The sequence below is a fragment of the Kitasatospora sp. NPDC051170 genome, assembly GCF_044455705.1.
GTDB lineage: Bacteria > Actinomycetota > Actinomycetes > Streptomycetales > Streptomycetaceae > Kitasatospora.
Genome location: NZ_JBITFA010000005.1, coordinates 175,130 through 198,874 on the forward strand (window position 1 = coordinate 175,130; position 23,745 = coordinate 198,874).

Annotated in this window: 12 protein-coding genes; all 12 read left to right on the forward strand. The window is 73.6% G+C overall.

Translation table 11 applies throughout. From position 1 onward, the window contains the following. Positions 1-126 precede the first annotated feature (126 nt). The 12 genes from ACIBCA_RS13880 (at position 127) to ACIBCA_RS13935 (ending at position 23,621) form a co-directional block, all read left to right on the forward strand. Complete coding sequence (locus ACIBCA_RS13880) at positions 127-2,247, forward strand: FkbM family methyltransferase (protein WP_396283088.1); 2,121 nt, start codon at positions 127-129, stop codon at positions 2,245-2,247. A gap of 10 nt (positions 2,248-2,257) precedes the next feature. Continuing rightward, positions 2,258-3,109, forward strand: coding sequence for a 3-hydroxyacyl-CoA dehydrogenase family protein (locus ACIBCA_RS13885; RefSeq protein WP_396283089.1), 852 nt, complete (start codon positions 2,258-2,260; stop codon positions 3,107-3,109). A 31-nt stretch (positions 3,110-3,140) separates the two neighbouring features. Beyond that, the gene (locus tag ACIBCA_RS13890; protein WP_031075209.1) at positions 3,141-3,398 is read left to right on the forward strand and encodes an acyl carrier protein; all 258 of its coding nucleotides are present in this window, start codon (positions 3,141-3,143) and stop codon (positions 3,396-3,398) included. After that, positions 3,395-4,564: an acyl-CoA dehydrogenase family protein gene (locus tag ACIBCA_RS13895; RefSeq protein WP_396283090.1), complete on the forward strand. Its 1,170-nt coding sequence runs from the start codon at positions 3,395-3,397 to the stop codon at positions 4,562-4,564. Before ACIBCA_RS13890 ends, ACIBCA_RS13895 begins: the two co-directional genes overlap by 4 nt. 42 nt (positions 4,565-4,606) lie before the next feature. Continuing rightward, positions 4,607-5,629, forward strand: coding sequence for an HAD-IIIC family phosphatase (locus ACIBCA_RS13900; protein ID WP_396283091.1), 1,023 nt, complete (start codon positions 4,607-4,609; stop codon positions 5,627-5,629). A gap of 67 nt (positions 5,630-5,696) precedes the next feature. Further along, positions 5,697-17,345 (forward strand): amino acid adenylation domain-containing protein, encoded by an 11,649-nt coding sequence (locus ACIBCA_RS13905; protein ID WP_396283092.1) that lies wholly within the window; start codon positions 5,697-5,699, stop codon positions 17,343-17,345. Between the two features lie 16 nt (positions 17,346-17,361). Continuing rightward, entirely contained in the window at positions 17,362-18,213 is an 852-nt protein-coding gene (locus ACIBCA_RS13910) for an alpha/beta fold hydrolase (RefSeq protein ID WP_396283093.1), read from the forward strand. Positions 18,214-18,229: 16 nt separating this feature from the next. Beyond that, complete coding sequence (locus ACIBCA_RS13915) at positions 18,230-19,549, forward strand: cytochrome P450 (protein WP_396283095.1); 1,320 nt, start codon at positions 18,230-18,232, stop codon at positions 19,547-19,549. A gap of 33 nt (positions 19,550-19,582) precedes the next feature. Then, a complete protein-coding gene (locus ACIBCA_RS13920) occupies positions 19,583-20,092 on the forward strand; it encodes an antibiotic biosynthesis monooxygenase family protein (RefSeq protein ID WP_396283096.1) in 510 nt (169 codons plus the stop codon). A gap of 33 nt (positions 20,093-20,125) precedes the next feature. Next, positions 20,126-20,638, forward strand: a complete 513-nt coding sequence (locus ACIBCA_RS13925) for a DinB family protein (RefSeq protein ID WP_396283097.1) — start codon at positions 20,126-20,128, stop codon at positions 20,636-20,638. Positions 20,639-20,670: 32 nt separating this feature from the next. Beyond that, a complete protein-coding gene (locus ACIBCA_RS13930; protein WP_396283098.1) occupies positions 20,671-21,855 on the forward strand; it encodes a macrolide family glycosyltransferase in 1,185 nt (394 codons plus the stop codon). 74 nt (positions 21,856-21,929) lie between these two features. Further along, positions 21,930-23,621: a glycoside hydrolase family 1 protein gene (locus ACIBCA_RS13935; protein ID WP_396283099.1), complete on the forward strand. Its 1,692-nt coding sequence runs from the start codon at positions 21,930-21,932 to the stop codon at positions 23,619-23,621. Positions 23,622-23,745 lie beyond the last annotated feature (124 nt).

The following is a 23,745-nucleotide window of genomic DNA, read 5'->3' on the forward strand; positions in this document are numbered from 1 at the left end:
CTGAGCCAAGAAGCTGTTTCCAGGGTTGGTGAAGTGTGCCCAACCGGGGCTCCGGAACTTCTTTTCGAGCCGAGCGATCCGCTTCCGCGTCGATCGCACCTTTAGCTTCCTTGTCCAAGGAGTGGCATGACCGTCTTCATGTTCCCCGGCCTCGGTGACCATTACCTCGACATGGGCCGGGACCTCTACCGCGACCACCCGGTGTTCCGTGCCGAGCTGGACCGCTGTGCCGACCTGCTGGAGCCCGAGCTCGGGCTCGACCTGCGGACCGTCCTCTTCAGCGAGGAGGCCCCCGAGCAGCAAGCTCCCGAGCTCGACCTGCGCCGCATGCTCGGCCGCGACGCGCGGCCCGAGGAGAGCGAGCAGGAGCGCCGGCTGAACCGTACGGAGGTGGCGCAGCCCGCGCTGTTCGCCGTCGAGTACGCCCTGGCGAAGCTGTGGGCCTCCTGGGGTGTCGAGCCCGAGGCGATGATCGGGTACAGCCTCGGCGAGTACGTGGCGGCCTGTCTGGCCGGGGTGCTGTCCCTGGAGGACTCGCTGACGCTGGTCGCTCGCCGCGCGAAGCTGATCGAGGCCGCGCCGACGGGCCGGATGCTCGCCGTGATGCTGTCGGAGGAGGCGCTGGGCGGCCTGCTCGGCGAGAGCCTGTCGCTGTCGGCCGTCAACGGCCCGGAGTTCTGCGTGGTCGCAGGGCCCGCCGAGGACGTCCAGGAGCTGGAGGAGCGCCTGCGCGGCGAGGGTGTCGTCGTACGCGCCGTCCGCTCGACCCACGCGTTCCACTCGGCGATGATGCGCCCGCTGGTCGAGCAGGTCACCGCGCTGGCGGAGGGCGTGACGCTCAACGCGCCGCGCATCCCGTACGTCTCCAACGTGACCGGCACCTGGATCACCGACGCCCAGGCCACCGACCCCGGCTACTGGGCGCAGCACCTCGTCAGCCCGGTCCGGTTCGCGGACGGGCTGCGCGAGCTCGGCGCGGAGAAGACCCTGCTGGAGGCCGGCCCGGGCCAGACGCTCAGCAGCCTGGCCACTGGCGCCCGGGGCACCGGCGCCGGCGTGGTGGCGTCGATGCGGCACCCGCTGGAGCGCCGGGACGACACCGAGGTGCTGCGCGAGGCGCTGGCGAAGCTGAACGGGACGGAGAACAGGAACAGCGACGCCGAGCTCAGCGACACCGAGCGTGCGCTGGCCGAGCTGTGGGTGAAGCTGCTGCCCGTCGACGAGATCCCCGTCGACGTGAGCTTCTTCGAGATCGGCGGCAACTCGCTGCTCGCCACCCGTCTGATGCTGCGCGTCTCGCGCGCGTTCGGCGTGGAGCTCACGCTGCGGCAGGTGTACGAGACCCCGACCGTCGCCAAGATGGCCGCCGTCATCGACGCGCTGCGCAGCGGCAGCGAGCTGAGCACCGAGCAGGCGACCTCCGAGACCGGCAGCGCCGAGCGCCCGCGCTTCCAGCTGCCGAACGGCCTCTGGGTCACCCACCAGAACGAGGCGGAGACGAAGCACTTCTACGAGGACATCTTCGACCACCGCACCTACGCCAAGCACGGCATCACCATCGAGGACGGCGCGACCGTCGTCGACGTGGGCGGCAACATCGGCCTGTTCACGCTGTTCGCGCACTACGAGGCCAAGGACGTGAAGGTCTTCACCTTCGAGCCGGCCCCGCCGATGTTCGAGCTGCTGAGCCGCAACGTGGCCGACCACGGCGTGAACGCGACCCTGATCCACGCGGGCGCCTCCGACGCCGAGGGGACGGCGGAGTTCACGTTCTACCCGCGCTCCTCGGGGATGTCCTCCTTCCACCCGGACGAGGCGGAGGAGAAGCACAACCTGCGCACGATCATCGCCAACCAGCGCGAGGCGGGCGACGGGTCGGACGCCGAGGAGTTCGAGGAGCTGGCCGCGCACGCCGAGGAGTTGATGGACGTCCGCTTCGAGGCGATCCCGTTCACGGCGACGCTGCGCCCGCTGAGCGCGGTGATCCGGGAGCAGGGCATCGAGCGGATCGACCTGATCAAGATCGACGTGCAGAAGAGCGAGCAGCAGGTCATCGACGGCATCGCCGACGAGGACTGGCCGAAGATCCGGCAGATGGTGCTGGAGGCGCACGACGGTGACGGCCGGGTGGAGCGGCTGACCGAGTTGCTGCGCGGCCACGGCTTCACGGTGCTGGCGGAGCAGGACGAGCTGTACCGCGGCACGGACATCTTCAACATCTACGCCACGCGTGGCGAATCCAAGTAGGGGAGCAGGCATGGAATTCGCAACGATCGGCGTGGTCGGCGCCGGAGTCATGGGCGTCGGCGTCGCGCAGAACCTCGCGCAGACCGGCCACCGGGTGATCCTGGTGGACGTCTCCGAGGACGTCCTCACGCAGGCGCAGCGCGAACTGCGCACCAGCCTCAGGTCGTTCAGGCTGCTCAACCGGGGCAGCACGATCGACCCGGCGGAGGTGATGGGCCGGATCGAGTTCACGCTCGACTACGAGCGGCTGGTGGACGCGGACTTCGTGGTGGAGAACACCACCGAGGACTGGGGGATCAAGGAGGAGGTCTACCGCCGCCTGGACGCGATCTGCCGTCCGGAGGTGGTGTTCGCGGTGAACACCTCGGCGATCTCCATCACCCGGGTCGGGTCGGTCACGGGCCGCCCGCAGCAGGTCGTGGGCATGCACTTCATGAACCCGGTGCCGATGAAGCCGATGGTCGAGGTGATCCGCGGCTACCACACCACGCCGGAGACCATCGAGGCCGCGAGCCGCTTCCTGGCCGGCATGGGCAAGGAGTGCATCGTCGTCGAGGACGTGCCGGGCTTCGTCTCCAACCGCGTGCTGATGCTGACGATCAACGAGGCCGTCTTCCTCGTCCAGGACGGTGTGGCGAACGCCGAGGACATCGACCGGATCTTCCGCACCTGCTTCGACCACAAGATGGGCCCGCTGGCCACCGCGGACCTGATCGGCCTGGACACGATCCTCAAGTCCGTCGAGGTGCTCTACGAGAGCTTCAACGACGACAAGTACCGGCCTGCGCCGCTGCTCAAGAAGATGGTCGCCGCGGGCCTGCTCGGCCGTAAGAGCGGCCAGGGCTTCCACAGCTACCACTGACCCCTCCACGAGAAGACAGGATCCCGCAACCATGGCCAACGACCCCAAGGCCCGGATCGCCCACTACCTCTCCGGCTTCTTCCCGGTGACGGACCTCAAGGACGACGACGACCTCTTCAAGCTGGGCTTCGTCAGCTCGATGTTCGCGATGCAGCTGGTCACCTTCGTCGAGCACGAGTTCGGCGTGACCGTCGAGAACGAGGACCTGGAGCTGGACAACTTCCGCTCGATCGGCGCCCTGGAGGCGTTCGTCGGCCGCAAGCTGGCCGCCGCCCCCGCCGCCTCGTGAACAGCGCGGGATATCTGACGGGGCGACAGGAGAAGGCCCTGGAGGAGTTCCGGGCCTTCGCGGACGCCGAAGTCGCCCCCCACGCCGACGAGTTCCACCGCGAGCAGTACACCCCGCCCGCGGTGATCAAGGCGCTGGCCGACACCGGGTGGATGGGCCTGGCGATCCCCGTCGAGTACGGGGGCCTGGGCCGCGACGCCGTCCAACTCGGCCTGCTGGCGGGTGAACTGGGCCGCGCCTGCTCCTCCGTGCGCAGCCTGCTCACCGTCCACACCATGGTGGCCCACGCCATCGGCCGCTGGGGCAGCCGGGAGCAGCGCGAGCGCTGGCTGCCCCGGCTTGCCACCGGCGAGGTGACGGCCGCGCTGGCGGTATCCGAGCCGGGGGCGGGCAGCGACGCGGCGGCCGTCACCACCGCGCTGACCCGTACGGAGAGTGGCCGGCGCCTGGACGGGCACAAGCGGTGGATCACGTACGGCGAGACGGCCGACCTCTTCCTGGTGGTCGGCCGCACCGCCGAGGGCCCCACCGCCGTGCTCGTCGAGCGCGGCACCCCGGGGCTGCGGACGGGCCTGATCACCGGGCTGATCGGCATCCGCGCCTCGATGACCGCCGACGTGTGGTTCGACGGCTGCGAGGTGCCGGAGGAGAACCTGCTGGGCCGCCCGGGGCTGGGCGTCTCGCACGTGGCCGGCGCGGCCCTGGACCTCGGGCGCTACACCGTCGCCTGGGGCTCGGTCGGCATCCTGGACGCCGCGCTCGCCGCGAGCGTGGACTACGCGGGGACGCGGGAGACCTTCGGGGCACCGATCAGGGACCACCAGCTGGTCCGCCGCATGATCAGCGCGATGTACGCGGACCGGCAGGCGGCCAGGCTGCTCTGCCTGGAGGCCGGACGGCTGCGCGACGCCCGCGACCCGGGGGCGCTGGCGGCCGCCTCCACGGCCAAGTACTTCGCCGCCACCGCCGCCGTGCGGGCCGCCTCCGACGCGGTGCAGATCCACGGCGCCAACGGCTGCGGCCCGGACTACCCCGTCCAGCGGCTGCTCGGCGACGCCAGGGTCATGGAGGTCATCGAGGGCAGCACCCAGCTCCACCAGGTGGGCCTGGCCGAGTACGCGTTCCAGGAGTCCGCCCGGGCCCGCCGCCCGGTGCGGGCCGCCTGACACCCCCCGGCAAAGCGACGAGCGACGAGTGAGGAGAGACCGATGACGGTGAAATGCGTGGTGTGGGACCTCGACGACACCCTGTGGGACGGGGTGCTGCTGGAGGACGGCGAGGTCGGGCTGCGCCCGGCCGTGCTGGACGCGATCCGCACCCTCGACGAGCGCGGCATCCTGCACTCGGTCGCCAGCCGCAACGACCACGACACCGCGATGGCCAAGCTGGCCGAACTCGGCGTCGCCGACTACTTCCTGCACCCGCAGATCGGCTGGGGCCGCAAGTCCGAGGCGGTGGCGGAGATCGCCCGCCGCCTCAACATCGGCATCGACACCCTGGCCTTCGTCGACGACCAGCCCTTCGAGCGGGACGAGGTCGCCTTCGCCCACCCGGAGGTGCTCTGCGTGGACGCCGCCGAGGCCGCGTCGATCACCGAACTGCCCCGGATGAACCCCCGGTTCGTCACCGCCGACTCCCGCGCCCGGCGCGAGCTGTACCGGGCCGACGAGCAGCGCAAGCAGGCCGAGGAGGGCCACCAGGGCACCTCGGAGGAGTTCCTCGCCCGGCTCGCCATGCGCTTCACCATCGCGCCGGCCCGGGAGGAGGACCTCCAGCGGGCCGAGGAGCTGACGGTTCGCACCAACCAGCTCAACGCCACCGGATACACCTACTCCTACGAGGAGTTGGACGCCTTCCGCACCTCGGACGGCCACGAGCTGCTGGTCGCCGAGCTGGAGGACGTCTACGGCGGCTACGGCACCATCGGCCTCGCCCTGGTGGAGCGCGGCGAGGCGGTCTGGACGGTCAAGCTACTGCTGATGTCCTGCCGGGTGATGGCCCGCGGCGTCGGGTCCGTCCTGCTCAACCATCTGATCCGGAAGGCGAGTTCGGCCGGGGTTCGGCTGCGCGCCGAGTTCGTCCCGACCGACCGCAACCGGACGATGTACATCACCTACAAGTTCTCCGGGTTCCGCGAGCTGGAACAGCGCGACGGCGTGTCCGTGCTGGAGAACGACTTCTCGCGGGTCCAGGACGACCCGCCGTACATGACGGTCCTGGTCAAGGACTGACACCGGCCCGCAGGACGCGCCCCACGCGCACGCGCTCGGCTTGGGAGACGAGACGGATGGCTCAGAGATGAACGAGAACGCGAACGAGGACCGGCTCCGCCGCGCCATGGCGGCCGTCCTGCAACTTCAGCAGCGCAACCAGGAGTTGGAGCACAGCCGGACCGAGCCGATCGCGATCGTCTCGATGGCCTGCCGGCTCCCCGGCGGCGCCGCCACCCCCGAGCGGTACTGGGAGGTGCTGGCCGCCGGGGAGGACCTGATCGGCCCGCTGCCCGAGCGCTGGGCGCACCTGGACCTGTTCGACCCGGACCCGGAGGCGGCCGGCAAGAGCTACGCCGACCAGGGCGGATTCCTGGACGGCATCGAGGAGTTCGACGCCGAGCTGTTCGGCGTCTCCCCGCGCGAGGCCCTCGCCATGGAGCCGCAGCAGCGCCTCGCCCTGGAGACGGCCTGGGAGGCCCTGGAGCGGGCCGGGCAGCGCCCCGGCCCGCTGGGCACCAGCCGCACCGGCGTCTACCTGGGCGCGATGCGCTCGGACTACGCCACCACCCAGGCCACCCTGGAGAGCCTCGACGGCTACCAGGGCACCGGCATCTCCAGCAGCGTCATCTCCGGCCGCGTCTCGTACACCCTGGGCCTCCAGGGCCCGGCCGTCACCGTCGACACCGCCTGCTCCTCCTCGCTGGTGGCCATCCACCTGGCCTGCGCCGCGCTGCGCAGCGGCGAGTGCGACCAGGCGCTGGCCGGCGGCGTCACCGTGATGAACACCCCCGTGCTGTTCGTCGAGTCCAGCCGCCTGCGCGCGATGTCCCCGGACGGGCGCAGCAAGAGCTTCTCCGCCGACGCGGACGGCGGCGGCTGGGCCGAGGGCTGCGGCATGGTGCTGCTCAAGACCCTCTCCGCCGCCCGCCGCGACGGCGACCGCGTGCTCGCCCTCATCCGCGGCTCCGCGACCAACCAGGACGGCCGCAGCCAGGGCCTCACCGCCCCCAACGGGCCCGCCCAGCAGCGCGTCATCCGCGAGGCGCTGGCCGCCGCCCGCCTCACCCCCGCCGACATCGACGCCATCGAGGCGCACGGCACCGGCACCCGCCTGGGCGACCCGATCGAGGCCGGGGCGCTGGCCGAGGTGTTCGGCCCCGGCCGGGCCGCCGGGCAGCCGTTGCGCCTGGGCTCCGGCAAGTCCAACATCGGCCACTCCCAGGCCGCGGCCGGGGTGCTCGGCGTGATCAAGATGGTCCTCGCCCTCCAGCACGAGCGGTTGCCGCAGACCCTGCACGTCGAGCAGCCCAGCCCGCACATCGCCTGGGACGGCAGCGGCATCGAGCTGCTCGCCGAGGCCGCCGACTGGCCGCGCGGCGAGCGTCCGCGCCGGGCCGGGGTCTCCTCCTTCGGGATCAGCGGCACCAACGCCCACCTGGTGCTGGAGGAGGCGCCGGTCGTCCGGGACCAGGAGGAGGAGCAGGAGGAGGAGCAGCCGCAGGCCGTCCCCGCGGACGGCTACCCGGTGCTGCTCTCCGCCCAGACCCCGAAGGCCCTGCGCGCCCAGGCCGCCCGCTGGGCCGACTGGCTGGACGCCCACCCCGGCGCGGGCCTGCTCGACCTGGCCCGCACCGCCGCGCTGCACCGCACCCACCTGGAGCACCGCGCCGCCGTCACCGCCGCCTCCACCGCCGAGGCGGCGCTGGGCCTGCGCGCCCTCGCCGAGGGCGCCGCCCCGCGCGAGCTCGTCCAGGGCCGGTCGGCCCCGCGCGGGCAGGCCGTGTTCGTCTTCCCCGGCCAGGGCAGCCAGTGGCCCGAGATGGGCCGGGCCCTGCTCGCCGAGTCCGCCGTCTTCCGGGCCGCGATCGAGGAGTGCGACGCCGCGCTGCTCCCGCACACCGGCTGGTCGGTGCGCGCGCTGCTGGCCGGCGAGGGCGGGCACGAGGGTGGGGACCTGCCCGACTTCGAGCGGATCGACGTCCTGCAGCCCGCCCTGTTCGCCGTGATGATCGGCCTGGCCGCCGTCTGGCGCTCGCTGGGCGTGGAGCCCGCCGCCGTGGTCGGCAGCAGCCAGGGCGAGGTGCCCGCCGCCGTCGTCGCCGGGGCGCTGTCGCTGCGCGACGGCGCCAAGCTGGTCGCCCTGCGCAGCCGGGCGCTGCTGCGCGAGTGCAGCGGCAAGGGCGGCATGGCGCTGGTCGAGCTGCCCGCCGAGCAGGTGGCCGCGCTGATCGCGCCGTACGAGGGCGCGCTGTCCGTCGCCGTCATCAACACCGAGACCTCCACCGTGGTCTCCGGCGACGCCGAGGCGATCGAGGACCTGCTCGCCGCGATGGCCGACGGCGAGGTGTACTGCCGCCGCATCCCCTCCGACGCGGCCGGCCACAGCCGCCACATGGACCCGATCCTGCCGGGCCTGGCCGCTTCGCTCGCCGACCTGGCCCCGCGCGCCGCCGAGGTGCCGTTCCACTCGACCGTCACCGGCACGGTGCTGGCCGGGGAGAGCCTGGACGCCGCGTACTGGTGCCGCAACCTGCGCGAGACCGTCCGCCTGGACCTCGCCCTGCGCTCGCTGACGGCCGCAGGCTTCGGCGTGTTCGTCGAGGTCAGCCCGCACCCGGTGCTCGGCATCCCGCTGACCGGCGCCACCGCCGCCAACAACGGCGTGGTCGTCGGCACCCTCCAGCGCGGGCGCGGCGGCACGGCCCAGCTGCTCCAGCAGCTCGCCGCCCTGCACGGCCACGGCCACCCGGTGGACTGGGCCCGGGTGCTCGGCCACCGCCCGGCCGGCCAGGCCCTCGAACTGCCCACCTACGCCTTCCAGCGCCGCCGCTACTGGGTGGACGCCCAGGCCCCGGCCGCCGGACCGATCAGCTCGGCCCCGGCGGTGGAGCAGGCCGTCGTCGAGCCGGACGGGCTGCGCGCCCGGCTGGCCGCGCTGCCCGCCGAGGAGCGGGCCGGGCTGCTGGAGGAGACGGTGCGCCGCGAGGTGGCCGCCCTCCTCGGTACCGACGAGCCCGTGGACGCCGACCGCCGCTTCCGCGACCTCGGCATGGACTCGCTGATGGCGCTGCGGATGCGCAACCGCCTGACCGAGCTCACCGGCGCCACCCTGCCCGCCAACCTGACCCTGCACCACCCCACCGCCCGGGCCGTCACCGGCTACCTGCTGGAGCACGCCCTCGGCGAGCTGCCCGCCGCCCCGGTGGGCGCCCGGCTGGAGCGCGCCCCTCGCCGTGACCTCCACCCGGCCACCGAGGGCCAGCGCCGCCTCTGGTTCCTGGAGCAGCTGCACCCCGGCACCGCCCAGTACCACGTGGCGCTGAAGCTGAGCGTCGAGAGCCCGCTGGACCGGACGGCCTTCGGCCGGGCGCTCGCCCACCTGGCCGCGCGGCACGAGGCGCTGCGCACCGGGCTCGCCCTGCGCGAGGGCGAACTCGTGCAGGTGGTGGGGGAGTCGGCCACGATCCCGCTGGAGTGGGCCGAGGCCGAGGACCTGGCCGTCGCCGCCCGGGCCGAGGAGCTGACCCCCTTCGACCTCGGCGGCCCCTCGCTCGCCCGCTGCACGGTGCTGACCGCGCCCGGCGGCGAGCAGCTGATCTGCCTCACCCTGCACCACGCCGTCGTCGACGGCTGGTCGCTGACCCTGCTGCTGCACGAACTCCACGCCGCCTACCGGGCGTTCGCCACCGGTGGTGCGCCCGAGGCGGCTCCCGTCGAGCACCACCTGGGCGACCTCGCCGCCTGGGAGCGGGCCGCCGTCCTGGAGGGCCGCTTCGAGGAGGGGCTGCGCCACTTCACCGCCGAGCTGGCCGGTGCGCCCCGGCTTGAGTTCCCGGCCGGGCCCGAGCAGGCGCAGGCGCAGGAGAACGGCGGGGACGAGCAGAACGGCGGGGACGAGCAGAACGGCGGGGACACCCACTACTTCACCCTCCCGGCCGCCCTGCGCGCCGAGGTCGAGGCGCTGGCCGCCCGTACCGCCGTCACCCCGTACACCGTGCTGGTCAGCGCCTTCGCCGTGCTGCTCGCCCGCACCTGCGACCAGACCGACTTCACCCTCGGCACCGTTTGGGCCAACCGCCAACTGCCGGGCTCCGAAGGCGTGGTGGGCTTCCTGGTCAACACCCTGCCGCTGCGCTGCGACCTGACCGGCGAGCCCACCGTCAGCGGCCTGCTGGCCGCCATGGGCGAGAAGGTCAACGCCGTCGCCGAGCACCAGGGCGTGCCGCTGAGCAGGCTCGTCCAGGCCGCCGGCGTCGAGCGCAACGGCGAGGAGAACCCGCTGTTCCGCGCGGTGTTCAACTACGGCAGCGCCGAACTCCCCACCGTGGGCGAGGGATCGCACGCCTGGCGGCTTCCGGTCACCGGCAGCCCGGCGGGCAATGTGCGCGGGGCCTCCAAGTTCGAGCTGGGCCTGACCCTCGCGCCCAGCGGGGACGCGCTGCGCGCCGAACTGGAGTACCTGCCACAGGTGCTGGACGCGGAGGGCGCCGAGCGCCTCGCGGCCGGCTTCGAGCGGCTGCTCACCGAGTTCGTCCGCCGTCCCGAGGCGGCGCTGACGGATCTCGACGTGCTGGGTGCGGCGGAGCTGGCCTGGCTGGAGGAGCGGGCCGGCACCGTCGAGCCCAGCGACGTGGACCGGCCGACCGCGTACGAGCTGATCCTGGCGCAGGCCGCCCGCACCCCGGAGGCCGTCGCGGTCACGGACGGCGAGGTGGAGCTGAGCTACGCCGAACTGCTCGACCGGGCAGGCGGGCTGGCGGCGAAGCTGCGCGCCGCGGGCGTCGGCCCGGGCACCCCGGTCGGGGTGCACCTGCCGCGCGGCACCGACCTGGTCGTCGCCGTGCTGGCCGTCTGGACGGCCGGCGGGGCGTACCTGTCGCTCGACCCCAACTACCCGGCCGCGCACCTGGACCACATGGTGCAGGACAGCGGGCTGAGCGTCGTGATCTCCGGCACCGCCGTGGAGCGCTGGGGCCATCTGGCCGTCATCGCACCCGAAAGCACCGAGGACGAACAGTACTTCGACGTCCCCGCCCCCGAGGACCTCGCCTACCTGATCTACACCTCCGGCTCCACCGGCCGCCCCAAGGGCGTCCGGATCGAGCACTCCCAGTTCGCCAACTTCTGCCGCGCCATGGACGCCCGGATCGGCGGCGGCCCCGGCGACACCTGGCTGGCCGTCACCAGTCTCTCCTTCGACATCTCCACCCTCGAACTGCTGTGGACCCTCACCCGGGGCTACCGCGTGGTGGTCGCCGCCGGCACCACCGCCGACTGGGCCGCCCACCGGCGCCTGGACCCCACCCACCTGCAGTGCACCCCCTCCTACGCCCGGATGCTGCTCGCCGACGCCGAGGGCCGCGCCCTCATCGGCGGGCTGCGCCGGATGCTCGTCGGCGGTGAGGCCCTCGACCGGGGCCTGGCCCGCAAGTTGGCCGCGCTCTGCCCGGGCGAGGTCCTCAACATGTACGGCCCGACCGAGACCACCGTCTGGTCCGCGACCTGGACGCTGGAGGCGGGCGCCCTGGAGCGCGGCGAGGTCTCGCTGGGCACGCCCGTCCTCAACACCCTGTTCCACGTGCTCGACCGGCACGGCCGCCGGGTGCCGCGCGGCACCCGGGGCGAGCTGTGGATCGGGGGCCTCGGCGTCGCCCGCGGCTACCACGAGCGGCCCGAGCTGACCGCCGAGCGCTTCACCGAGGACCCGTACGCCGGCCACGAGGACGCGCGGATGTACCGCACCGGTGACCTGGTCCGCTACCGCGCCGACGGCAGCCTGGAGTTCTGCGGCCGCATCGACGCCCAGGTCAAGCTGCGCGGCCACCGGATCGAGCTCGGCGAGGTCGACACCGTCGCCGGGGAGCACCCGGCCGTGGTCGAGTGCAGCGCCGTGGTGCGCGAGGACACCGAGAACGACCCGCGGCTCACCCTCTACTGGGTGCCCGCGCCCCAGGCCGAGGAGGCGGCGCTCGCCGCGCACCTGGCCGAGCGGCTGCCCGCCCACGCGGTGCCCGGCCGGCTCGTCCGGATGCCGGAGCTGCCGCACACCCCCAACGGCAAGGTGGACCGGAACGCCCTGCTGCGCCTGCCCGCGCCCTCGGCCGCCGTCCCTGCGCGGGAAGAGGCCGCCCAGGACGTCCAGGCGCTGGTCGCCGCCGCCTGGGCCCGGGCGCTGAACGCGGCCGAGGTGGACCCCGACCGGGGCTTCTTCGAGCTCGGCGGCACCTCCATGACCGCCCTCCAGGCCCACCGCGAGCTGTGTGCGGAGCTCGGCCGGGAGTTCCCGCTGTCCACCGTCTTCCAGCACCCGACGGTGCGCCGCCTCGCCGCCCACCTGAGCGGCGAGGGGACGCGGACCACCCGGGCGGCCCGCGCCACCGTCCGCCCGGAGGAGGACGCGATCGCCGTCGTCGGCCTGTCCTGCCGGCTGCCCGGCGCCCCCGACCTGGCCGCCTTCTGGGCCAACCTGCGCGGCGGCGTCGAGTCGATCAGCCACTTCACCGAGCAGGAGCTGCGCGAGGCCGGCGTCCCCGAGGCGCTGCTCGCCCGCCCCGACTACGTCCGCGCCAAGGGCCACGTCGCCGACGCCGACCTGTTCGACGCCGGGTTCTTCGACTGCTCCCCGGCCGAGGCCGAGGCGATGGACCCGCAGCACCGGCTGTTCCTGGAGTGCGCCTGGGAGGCGCTGGAGCACGCGGGCCTGGTGCCGCGCGGCTTCGACGGCCGCATCGCCGTCTTCGGCGGCTCCGGCTACGGCGGATACCAGGGCGCCGACCCGGAGGACATGTCCGCCTTCTACCGGGCGATGATCGGCGGCAAGAACGACTACCTGGCCACCCGCGTCGCCCACAAGCTGGACCTGCGCGGCCCGGCCCTGACCGTGCAGACCGCCTGCTCCACGGGCCTGGTCGCCGCCCACCTGGCGCGCGAGAGCCTGCTGCGCGGCGAGTCCGACGCCGCCCTGGTCGGCGCCGCCTCGCTGACCTTCCCGCTGAAGTCCGGCTACCTCTACCAGCCGGGCCTGGTCGCCTCCCCGGACGGCGCCTGCCGCGCCTTCGACGCCGAGGGCGGCGGCACCGTCCCCGGCAACGGCGTCGGCGTGCTGGTGCTGCGCCGCCTCGCCGACGCCGTCGCCGACGGGGACACCGTGTACGCGGTGATCCGCGGCAGCGCCGTCAACAACGACGGCGCCGACAAGGTCGGCTTCACCGCCCCCAGCGTCGCCGGCCAGGCGTCCGTCATCGCCGAGGCCCAGGCGGCCGCCGGAGTCACCCCGGACACCATCGGCTACGTCGAGGCGCACGGCACCGCCACCGCCCTCGGCGACCCGATCGAGGTGCAGGCGCTCCAGCAGGTCTTCGCCGCCGCCGGGCGCACCGAGCCGTGCGCCCTCGGATCGGTCAAGAGCAACATCGGCCACGCCGACGCCACGGCGGGCATCGCGGGCCTGATCAAGGCCGTGCTGATGCTCCACCACGGCGAGCTGGTGCCGAGCCTGCACTACACCCGGCCCAACCCCGAACTCGGCCTGGACACCAGCCTGTTCGAGGTCGCCACCGAGCTTCGGCCGTGGCCGGGAGCGGGCCCGCGCCGCGCCGGGGTCTCCTCCTTCGGCATCGGCGGCACCAACGCCCATCTCGTGCTGGAGCAGGGCCCCGCCGGGCCCGCCGCCCCCGCCGAGGGCGTACGGCCGGTCGTCCTCTCCGCGCGGGACGAGACCGCGCTGCGCGCCCAGGCCCGCCGCTGGGCCGCCCACCTGGCCGAGCGCCCGCAGCTCACCCCCGCTGCCGTGGCCGGCCCCGCCGCCACCCGCCGGACCCACTTCGCCGCCCGCGCCGCCGTGCTGGCCGGGACGAACGCCGAACTCGTGGACGGGCTCACGGCGTTGGCCGAGGGCCGTCCGCACCGGCTGCTCAGCCAGGGCGAGGCCCGCAGGCTCGGGAAGGCCGTGTTCGTCTTCCCCGGCCAGGGCAGCCAGTGGCCCGCCATGGGCCGCGCCCTGCTCGACGAGAGCCCGGCCTTCCGGGCCGCCGTCGCCGACTGCGACCGGGCGTTCGCGCCGTACCTGGACTGGACGGTCTCCGAGCTGCTCGCCGGCTCCGGTTCCACGGCCGAGCTGCCGCTGGACCGGCTCGACGTGGTGCAGCCCGCGATGTTCGCGATGTACCTGGGCCTGGCCGCCGCCTGGCGGGAGCGGGGCCTGGAGCCCGCCGCCGTCGTCGGCCACAGCCAGGGCGAGGTCGCCGCGGCCGTGGTCGCCGGGGCGCTCACCGTCGAGGAGGGCGCCAGGATCGTCGCGCTGCGCAGCCGGGCCCTGCTGGGCTGCGCCGGGCGCGGGGAGATGGCCGTCGTCGAACTGCCCGTGGGCGAGGTGCTCGGCCACCTCGCCCGCTACGGGGGCCGGGTCTCGCTGGCCGCCGTCAACACGGCCGGGTCGACGGCCGTCTCCGGAGACGTCGACGCCATCAACGACCTGCTCTTCGACCTCGACGACCAGGACGTGATCTGCGGCAAGCTCAACGCCGCCGTCGCCTCGCACAGCGCCCAGATGGACGCCATCCTGCCGGGCCTCGCCGCCGAGCTGGCCGACCTGGCGCCGCGGCCCGCCGCCGTGCCGTTCTACTCCACCGTCACCGGCGCGCTGCTGGACGGCCGGGAGCTGGACGCCGCGTACTGGTGCCGCAACCTGCGCGAGCCCGTCCGGCTCGACCTCGCCCAGCGCGAACTGCTGCGCACCGGGCACCAGGTGTTCGTCGAGGTCAGCCCGCACCCGGTGCTGGCCGGGCCGCTCACCGACAACGGGATCGCCGAGGGCGCCGTCGTCGTCGACACCCTGCGCCGCCGCCACGGGGGCCTCGACCAGCTGCACCGCACCCTGGGCGTGCTGCACGTCCAGGGCCACGTCGTGGACTGGGCGGCCGCGCTCGGCGGCGCCGGCCCGCAGGTCGAGCTGCCCGGGTACGCCTTCCAGCGCTCCCGGCACTGGGCCGAGCCCAAGGCACCCCAGCCCGCATCGAGCGCGGTGGACGGCGAGTTCTGGCAGGCCGTCGCCGACGGTGAGAGCGGGAAGATGGCCGAACTCCTCGACGCCCCCGAGCAGTTGAGGGATGGCCTGGAGGAGCTGCTGCCCCTGCTCGCCGCCTGGCACGAGGGCCGGCAGGCCGACGCGAACACGGCCGACTGGCTGTACACCGAGCGCCGCGAGCCGGTCGGGACGACCGGTCCGGCGGCCCTGAGCGGCCACTGGGCGCTGGCCGGGCCGGAGGAGGGCCTCACCGAGGCGCTCACCGCCGCCGGGGCCACCGTCCACCCGCTGCCGGCGAGCGAGGACCGCGTCGCCCTCGCGGCCGCCCTCGGCGCCCTGCCGCCGCTCACGGGCCTGCTCGCCGCCCCCGGCGAGGGGGCCGCCGAGCGTGGCTTCCACCGGCTGCTCGCCCTCGTCCAGGCGGTCGGCGACACCGGCCGCCCGGCCCCCGTCTGGGCCGTCACCCGGGGCGCCACCGCCCTCGAGGGTGAGGGTGTCCCGAACCACGCCCAGGCGCTGGTCACCGGCCTCGGCCGGGTCCTCACCCTGGAGGCCCCCGACCGCTGGGGCGGCACGATCGACCTGCCCGCCGAGCCGTACGAGGGCTGGCAGAACGCCGTCGTCGGGGCGCTGGCCGCCGGGGACGGCGAGGACGAGGTGACGCTGCGGCCCCAGGGCCGGTACGCGCGCCGCCTCCACCGCGCCCGCCCCACCGCCCGCCCCACCGCGGGCGCCGCCTGGCGGACCACCGGCACCGCGCTGATCACCGGCGGCACCGGAGCCCTGGGCCGCCACCTCGCCCGCTGGCTGGCCGAACGCGGCACCCGCCGCGTCGTCCTCGCCACCCGCACCGCCCGCCCCGCCCCCGAGCTGGACGCCCTGCGCGAGGACCTCGCCGCCCTCGGCGCGAGCCTCGACCTCGCGGTCTGCGACCTCGCCGACCGCGCGGCCGCCGGACGGCTGCTCGCCGCGCTCGACACCCACGCCGAGCCGCTGCGCGTCGTCGCCCACCTCGCCGGCGTCTCCCGGATGACCGCCGTCGACGACCTCACCCCCGAGGCCGCCGACGAGGAACTCGCCGGAAAGGCCCACGGCGCCCGCCACCTGCACGACCTGCTCGCCGACCGCCCCCTGGACGCCTTCCTGCTGTACGGCAGCGGGGCGAGCCTGTGGGGCGGAGCGGGCCAGGCCGCGTACGGCGCCGCCAACACCGCCCTGGACGCCCTCGCCCGCCACCGGCACGCCCGGGGCCTGGCCGCCACGGTGGTGCACTGGGGCGGCTGGGCCGGCGGCGGCATGATGAGCGCCGAGGCCGAGCGGACGTACCGCTCGCGCGGCCACCGGCCGATCGCCGCCGACCGCGCCCTGCACGCCCTCGGCCAGGTGCTGGCCGCGGGCCTGCCCTCGGCGGGCGTCGCGGACATCGACTGGACGGTCTTCGCCCCGCTCTACGCCGCCGCCCGCCCGCGCCCGCTGGTCGACACCGTCCCCGAGGCCCGCGCGGCCCTCGCGCCCGCCGAGCCCGCCGCCGACGACACCGCCGGACGCGACCTGCGCCGACGGCTCGCCGACGGCGGCCGGGAGCGGGCCCTGGCCCTGCTCACCGAGCTGGTCACCGCCGAGACGGCCCCCGTCCTCGGCCTCGCCCCGCAGGCCGTCCCCGCCGAACAGCCGCTCCAGCAGCTCGGCCTGGACTCGCTGATGGCCGTCACCCTGCGCGGCCAGCTCGCCCGCCGCACCGGCGTCGCGTTCACCACCGACACCGTCGTGCGGGCCGGCAGCTGCGCGGGCCTGGCCCGGTTCCTGCTGGAGAAGCTGCTGCCCTCCGAGGGCGAAGCGGGCCCGCAGGCCCCGCAGACCCCACAGACCCCGCAGACGCGGGACAACGGCTGGCTGCGGGTGCTCAAGCCCGCCGCCAACCCGCGCGCCCGGGTCTTCGCCATGGCGGGCATGGGCGGCACCACCGCCGGGCACGTCCCGCTGGCCCGGCACCTGCCCGAGGACGTCGAACTCGTCGCCGTCCAGCTGCCCGGCCGCGACGGCCGCGCCGACGAGCAGCCCGTCACCGACATGATGCTGCTCGCCGACCACGTCGCCGCCGCCGTCAGCGCCCGCCTGGACGCCCCCGCCGTGCTCTACGGGCACAGCCAGGGCTCCTGGCTCGCCTGGGAGCTGGCCCACCGGCTCGCCGGGCAGCCCGCCACCCCGCCGCTCGCCCTCGTCGCCGCCTGCGGCATCCCGCCGCAGGCCGAACCCACCGAGGGCCTGCGCCGGCTCACCGACTCGGCCGCCGTCCTCGACACGCTGCCGACCGGGGAGGCGGCCGCCCTGTTCGCCGGGCTGCTGCCCGAACAGGTCTTGGACAGCGAGGAGTTGCTCGCCGAGTACCTGGTGAGGCTGCGTACCGACGTCACCCTGGCGGAGAACCACCGGGCCGCGCTGCGCCACCTCGACCGCGCCCCGCTGCGCATCCCGGTCCGCGCCGTGGCCGGCACCGACGACCCGGTGCTGCCCGAACAGGCCCTGGACGCCTGGGAGGCGCTCACCGAAGGCCCGTACACCCGCAGCGGCGTGCTCGGCACCCACGCCGCCCCGATCGAGAACCCCGCGGCCCTGGCCGCCGAACTCACCGAGACGATCGCGGCCCTGATCGCGCCGGCGCCGTCCCACACGCACACCCGGCCCGCCGTCGCCGCCGTCGCCCACTGATTTCTAGGAGACACCGATGCCCGAGATCCTGCGCCCGGACGGGGCGCGCATCCACTACCAGGTCCACGGCGAGGGATTCCCCGTGCTGCTGCTCGCCCCCGGCGGGGTCAGCAGCGAGGCCTCCTCCTGGGACACCCACCCGTACCACCCGGTCCGCGAACTCGCCCCGCACTTCCAGGTGATCGTGATGGACCAGCGCCACGCGGGCGCCAGCCACGCCCCCGCGCTGCCCTTCGACTACGCCCAGACCTCGGCCGACCAGCTCGCCGTCCTGGACGAGCTCGGCATCGAGCAGGCCCACCTGGTCGCCGCCGGCAGCGGCTGCGTCCACGCCTGGCGCCTCGCCCACGACGCGCCGGAGCGGGTCCGCTCGGTGGTCGCCGAGCGCCCCGTCGGCCGGGACGCCTCCAACACCCTGGGCACCTACTTCCGCCCCTTCGACGAGGCCATGCGCCACCCGCGCGCCGAGGGCGTCGCCGGTGTCCTCGCCGCTGCCGAGGAGAACGGCCGCTTCGCCGACAACCCGGCCGCCGGGCCGTTCGCCCAACGCCTGCACGACGACGAGGAGTTCCGCGCCGAGATCGGGGCCGTCCGCCGCGAGAACTACATCACCCTGCTCGTCCGCTTCCGCGACGGCCTCTGGCCGGACGGCTCCGCGTACTTCTCCGTCCCCGAGGCGTGGATGGCCGAGTTCCCCGCCCCGCTGCTGGTCCTGCCCGGCGACGACGCCGAGCACCCCGAGGGCCTCGCCAAGCGGATCGTCCACGAGGCCCCGCAGGCCGTCCTGCCGGAGGCCTCCGATTCCGGGACCGCAGAGCCCGAGACCGCCTCGATCCTGGCCTTCCTGCGCCAGCACACCCCCCGATAGAGCGGAGGAAGCCATCGTGCTCACCCTGGACACCCCCACCCCGGACACCCTCTCTCTGGACACCCTCGACATCACCAGTGAGAAGGCGTACGCCGAACGTGGCTACCCCTACGAGGAGTTCGACCTGCTGCGCCGCGAGGCGCCGGTCTTCTGGTACCAGCGCCCCGGCTTCGAGCCGTTCTGGGTCCTGACCCGCCACGAGGACATCGCCTGGGTCTCGCGCAACCCGCAGATCTTCTCCAGCGCCCAGCGCGTCACCGTCGACACCCCCGACGCCGTCGACATGTTCGAGCGCCAACTCGAGGAGCGGGCCGCGATGTTCGGCCACAGCCCGGACGACCCGCCGGCGCTCAGCTGGATGGACCCGCCGCGCCACCGCCAGTTCCGCCAGATCATGACGCCCTGCTTCACCCCCAAGGCCATGGCCGCCCTGGAGGCCCGCTTCGACGAGCTGGCCACCGGCTACGTCAAGCAGTTCATGGACCGCCTCGACGGCTTCGGCGAGGCCGACGTTGCCAAGCACCTGTCCGCCCGGCTGCCCGTCGCCGCGATCTGCGAGATGGTCGGCGCCCCGCACGACGACTGGGACGACGTCTTCAACTGGACGGAGGGAACGGTCGGTTCGGCCGACCCCGACTACCAGCTGGAGGGCGAGGACGCCGAGGCCGCGTTCGTCCGCAACATCTCCGCGCTCAACCAGTACGTCGCCACCCTCGTCCAGGAGCGCATGGCCGCCTCCGACGGCACCGGCACCGACGTGCTCAGCCGCCTGGTCGCCGCCCGCATCAACGGCGAGGCGCTGAAGTTCCACGAGATCCTCTACACCGTCTTCAACCTGCTCGTCGCCGGCAACGGCACCACCCGCAACGCCACCGCCGGCGGCATCCAGGCCCTCCTGGAGCACCCGGAGGAGCTCGCCAAGCTGCGGGCCAACCCGGCGCTGGTGGACAGCGCGGTGGAGGAGATCCTGCGCTGGACCTCCATCGCCATCCACTTCGCCCGCACCTGTACCCAGGACACCGAGATCCGCGGCCAGGTCATCCGCAAGGGCGAGACCGTGGTCATGTGGTACCCGGCGGCCAACCGCGACGGCGACGCCTTCCCCGACCCGTACCGCTTCGACATCACCCGCACCGCCAACCCGCACTTCTCCTTCGGCGGCTACGGCGAGCACATCTGCCTGGGCGCCAACCTCGCCCGCCTCCAGCTGCGGGCCATCCTGCGCGCGGTGCTGCCCGTCCTCGGCGACCTCGAACTGATCGGCACCCCCGAGATGGCCGCCCAGCACCTCCAGGTCGCCGAGATCAAGAAGCTGATCGTCCGCCGCAAGGGCTGAACTCCACTATTCAGAAAGGACGGTGAGCCCGCGATGACCGAGCGGCGCCCCCTCCCCACCTCGCTGCACGGCTTCGCCGCCGGCGACGAGTCCGACCTGAACGTGGTCGCCCCCTGGGCGGGCCCGGCCGTCGACGAGGCCACCGGACTCCTCCGGGAGCCCATCCGGGGCAAGCACCTGATCGCGACCTCCGTCGGCTGGCCCAAGCCCGGCCACGAACCGGCCGCGATCGAGCTGAACCAGGCGATCCTCGCCGAACTCTACGTCCGGCCCGGCCTGTTGGCCGTGACCCTGGCGATCTCCGAGGAGTCCTGGAACAGCACCCGCTCCCTCTCCATCTGGCAGGACGAGCAGGCCCTGCTGGGCTTCCTCACCTCCACCCCGCACCTCGCCGCGGCCCGCCGGGTGAAGGAGCTGATGTACGACTGGGAGGGCACCAACTGGGAGGTCGAGGAGACCTCGGTGCTCCCCACCTTCGACGAGGCCAGGGCCCGCCTGGACGCCGTCCGCGGCCCGGTCAGCCCGTACGAATCCCTCGACTGAGCAGTAGTCGACGGACAGAGCAAAGGAGCACAGATGACCCTCGCCACCGCGACCAGATCCACCTCGCTGACCGAGTACTTCCTCCACCACTACGACCTGGCGCACGAGATGGTGCTCCAGCTCGCCGAGGACTTCGACGACGAGACCGCCCGGCTCGCCCCGGCCCCGCACAAGCCGCTGGTCTGGTTCCTCGGCCACCTCACCTGCGCCACCGACTACTTCTCCACCCTCCACCAGGGCACCGAGTCCCTGGTGACGGAGGAGTTCTCGCTGTTCTTCGCCGGCAACGACAACCAGGACTGGTCGCTGAGCCCGTCCCTGGACGAGATGGTCGCCACGTACAAGGCCGTGCACGCCCGCATGCGCGACTTCGTCGAGACCCTCACCGACGCCGACCTCGACCGCGAGTCCCCGTTGGAGCCGGTCGGCGACGACCGCCTCAAGAACCTCGGCAAGGCGCTCTCGATCATCCAGATGCACGACGCGTACCACTGCGGCCAGATCGGCTGCCTGCGCGTGGCCCTCGGCAAGCACGTGCCGTTCTAGGCACGTCCCACGTTCCAAGGAAGGACAGTCACTTGTCTTCGCACATCGCCGTCTTCAACATCCCCGCCGTCGGACACATCAACCCGACCCTGTCCGTGGTCGAGGAGCTCGTCCGCCGCGGCAACCGCGTCACGTACACCGTCACCGAGCACTTCCGCGCCTCGGTCGAGGCGTCCGGTGCCGAACCGGTCGTCTACACCTCGGTGTTCGGCGACTACTACACCCACCCGTACACCCCGGAGGCGCTGCCCGCCGAGGGCCTGCGCTTCTTCAACGAGGCCGTCGAGACCCTCAAGCACTTCGAGGCCGTCTACGAGAATGACCGCCCCGACGTCATCCTGTACGACCAGATGGCCTGGGCCGCCCGCTTCCTCGGCGCCAAGTGGAACATCCCCACCGTGCGCCTGCACCCCTCGTACGGCTCCAACGAGGTCTTCTCGATCCAGTCCCGCTTCCCGCTGGCCTCCGAGGTCGCCCCCGAGGTCATCGAGATGATGGGCCAGCTGGCGGCGTTCCTGCCCGGCGTCGGCCTGGAGGGCGTCGGCCCGGTCGAGTTCTTCACCAAGATCGAGGACCTGGCGCTGATCTTCCTGCCGCGCGAGTTCCACTACGACGGCGACACCTTCGACGAGCGCTTCGTCTTCACCGGCCCCTGCCTCGGCGACCGCTCCGCCTTCCAGGGCAGCTGGACCAACCCGGGCGGCAAGCCCGTGCTGTTCATCTCGCTCGGCACCGCCTTCACCGGCTCCGCCGAGTTCTTCCCGGCCGCCATCGAGGCCTTCGCCGACAGCGAGTACCGCGTCGTCCTCGCCATCGGCAACCACGCCGACCCGGCGGCCCTGGGCGAGCTGCCCGCGAACATCGAGGTGCACCAGCACGTCAACCAGCTCGACGTGCTCTCCCAGGCGGCCCTGTTCGTCACCCACGGCGGCATGAACAGCGCCATGGAGGCCCTCGCCCACGGCGTGCCGATGGTCGTCGTCCCGCAGATGAGCGAGCAGCAGGCCACCGCCGAGCGCGTCGAGGAGCTCGGCCTCGGCGCCTACCTGCCGAGCGAGAAGGTCACCGCGGCGAGCCTGCGCGAGGCCGTCGCGACCGTCCTCGGCAACCCGGCCACCGCGGAGAAGGTCGGCGCCCTGCGCGACGTCATCCGCGGCACCGACGGCCCGGCCGTCGCCGCCGACGCGATCGAGGGCTACCTCAAGCGCCTCGGCTGACCTGTTCTTCGCCGCGAGGCCCGTACCCGGTTCTCGGGTGCGGGCCTCGCGTCCGTCCGTCCTCCGCAACTCCCATGGAAGAGACCGTGATCCGCCCCAAGAGACTCACGATCGCCGCCCTCACCGCCGCCCTGCTCGCCCCCGCCATGGTGGCGGAGGCCGACAGCGCCGAGGCCCGGTCGCCCCACTCGATCAGGTTCGCGCACTTCGGACCCGCCTCCGGCCCCGAGGGCCGGCACTCCTTCCGCTTCGGCGTCTCCAGCTCGGCCACCCAGATCGAGGACGGGAACACCAACACCGACTGGTACCACTGGACCCGGCCGAAGGCCGACGGCGGCCTCGGCCACGGCCAGTTCGTCGGCGACGGCGTCGGCGGCTACACCAAGGCCCTCGACGACGTCGACCTCGTCAAGGACATGAACCTCGACTCGTACCGGCTCAACATCGAATGGGCCCGGGTCGAGCCCAAGCGGGGCCAGTTCGACGAGGCCGCCCTCCAGCACTACGGCGACCTCCTCGACAAGCTGCGCGCCCAGGGCATCCACCCGATGGTGACCCTGCACCACTTCGCCAACCCCGTCTGGGTCGACAACCCCGACGACCCCGGCTGCGCCAACGGCCCGAGCGACACCAACCTGTGCGGCCTCGACAGCCCGACCGGCGGCCCGCTCGTCGTCCAGGCCATGGCCGAGTACGCCAAGGTGCTCGCCCAGCGCTTCGGCGACCGCGTCGACGACTGGGCCACGGTCAACGAGCCCATGGTCTACATGCTGTTCTCCCACGCCTTCGGCGCCGGCCCGCCCGGCAAGGCCGAGCTCGTCGGCCACTACCAGGACAAGTTCCAGGTCTCGCTGCGCACCTACATCAGCGCGCACGCGGCGATGTACAAGGCCATCAAGAAGTACGACACCGTCTCCGCCGACGGCACCGGCCCGGCCGCCAACGTCGGCCTGACCATCAGCGCCAAGCAGTACGTCCCGGTTCGTAACGGCAAGGTCAGCACCGACCCCGCCGACATCGCCGCCGCCGACCGCTTCCGCCGGTTCTTCGAGCTCAACTTCGTCGACGCCATCCGCCAGGGCGGCTTCTCCACCAAGGACGACGGCGTCTACGACGAGCCGCACCCCGAGTGGAAGAACACCATGGACTGGCTCGGCGTCCAGCTCTACGACCGCACCGGCGTCTCCGACCCCGGCGCCACCCCCGGCCCGACCACGCTCCCGGTCGTCAACGTCGACGTCTGCGGCCTCGCCCCGTGCCTGCCGCCGCTCGACCCGTCGTACGTCATCCCCACCATGGGCTACGCGACCGACCCGACGGGCCTCTACCCGGTGCTCAAGGACTTCTCCGGCCGCTACCCGGGCCTGCCGCTGATCGTCACCGAGAACGGCCTCGCCACCGACTCCGGTGAGCGCCGCTCCCAGATCATCGTCCGCGCCCTCGAATCCATCGACAAGGCCAGGGCCGAGGGCGTCGACGTCCGCGGCTACTACCACTGGAGCCTGATGGACAACTTCGAGTGGCTCCAGGGCTACGGCCCCCACTTCGGCCTCTACTCCGTGGACCGCACCACCATGGCGCGCACCCCCACCAGCGCCGCCGCCGTCTACGGCGACATCGCCGCCCACCGCGGCCTCACCCCCGCCCTGCGCCGCACCTACGGCGGCAACGGCCCGCTCAGCCCCGAACCCACCCCGGGCCAGACGCCGGCCGGTACCCCCCGGCTCGCCGCCGGCGTCCCGGCCGCCTCGGGGCGCCGGGACTGAGTCGAACCGCCCCGCCCGGGTCTTGAGGGGCGCCCCCGCTCGCCGCGGGGGCGCCCCTCGCCTTCCGCGCCCGCCGAGCCTTCCGGGTCTTCCGCGCCTTCCGCCCGACAACCGCCAAGGACGA

Coding starts and splice junctions, on each gene's coding strand:
- ACIBCA_RS13880 (WP_396283088.1), top strand. CDS start 127: ATGACCGTCTTCATGTTCCCCGGCCTCGGTGACCATTACCTCGACATG.
- ACIBCA_RS13885 (WP_396283089.1), top strand. CDS start 2,258: ATGGAATTCGCAACGATCGGCGTGGTCGGCGCCGGAGTCATGGGCGTC.
- ACIBCA_RS13890 (WP_031075209.1), top strand. CDS start 3,141: ATGGCCAACGACCCCAAGGCCCGGATCGCCCACTACCTCTCCGGCTTC.
- ACIBCA_RS13900 (WP_396283091.1), top strand. CDS start 4,607: ATGACGGTGAAATGCGTGGTGTGGGACCTCGACGACACCCTGTGGGAC.
- ACIBCA_RS13905 (WP_396283092.1), top strand. CDS start 5,697: ATGAACGAGAACGCGAACGAGGACCGGCTCCGCCGCGCCATGGCGGCC.
- ACIBCA_RS13910 (WP_396283093.1), top strand. CDS start 17,362: ATGCCCGAGATCCTGCGCCCGGACGGGGCGCGCATCCACTACCAGGTC.
- ACIBCA_RS13920 (WP_396283096.1), top strand. CDS start 19,583: ATGACCGAGCGGCGCCCCCTCCCCACCTCGCTGCACGGCTTCGCCGCC.
- ACIBCA_RS13925 (WP_396283097.1), top strand. CDS start 20,126: ATGACCCTCGCCACCGCGACCAGATCCACCTCGCTGACCGAGTACTTC.
- ACIBCA_RS13935 (WP_396283099.1), top strand. CDS start 21,930: ATGGAAGAGACCGTGATCCGCCCCAAGAGACTCACGATCGCCGCCCTC.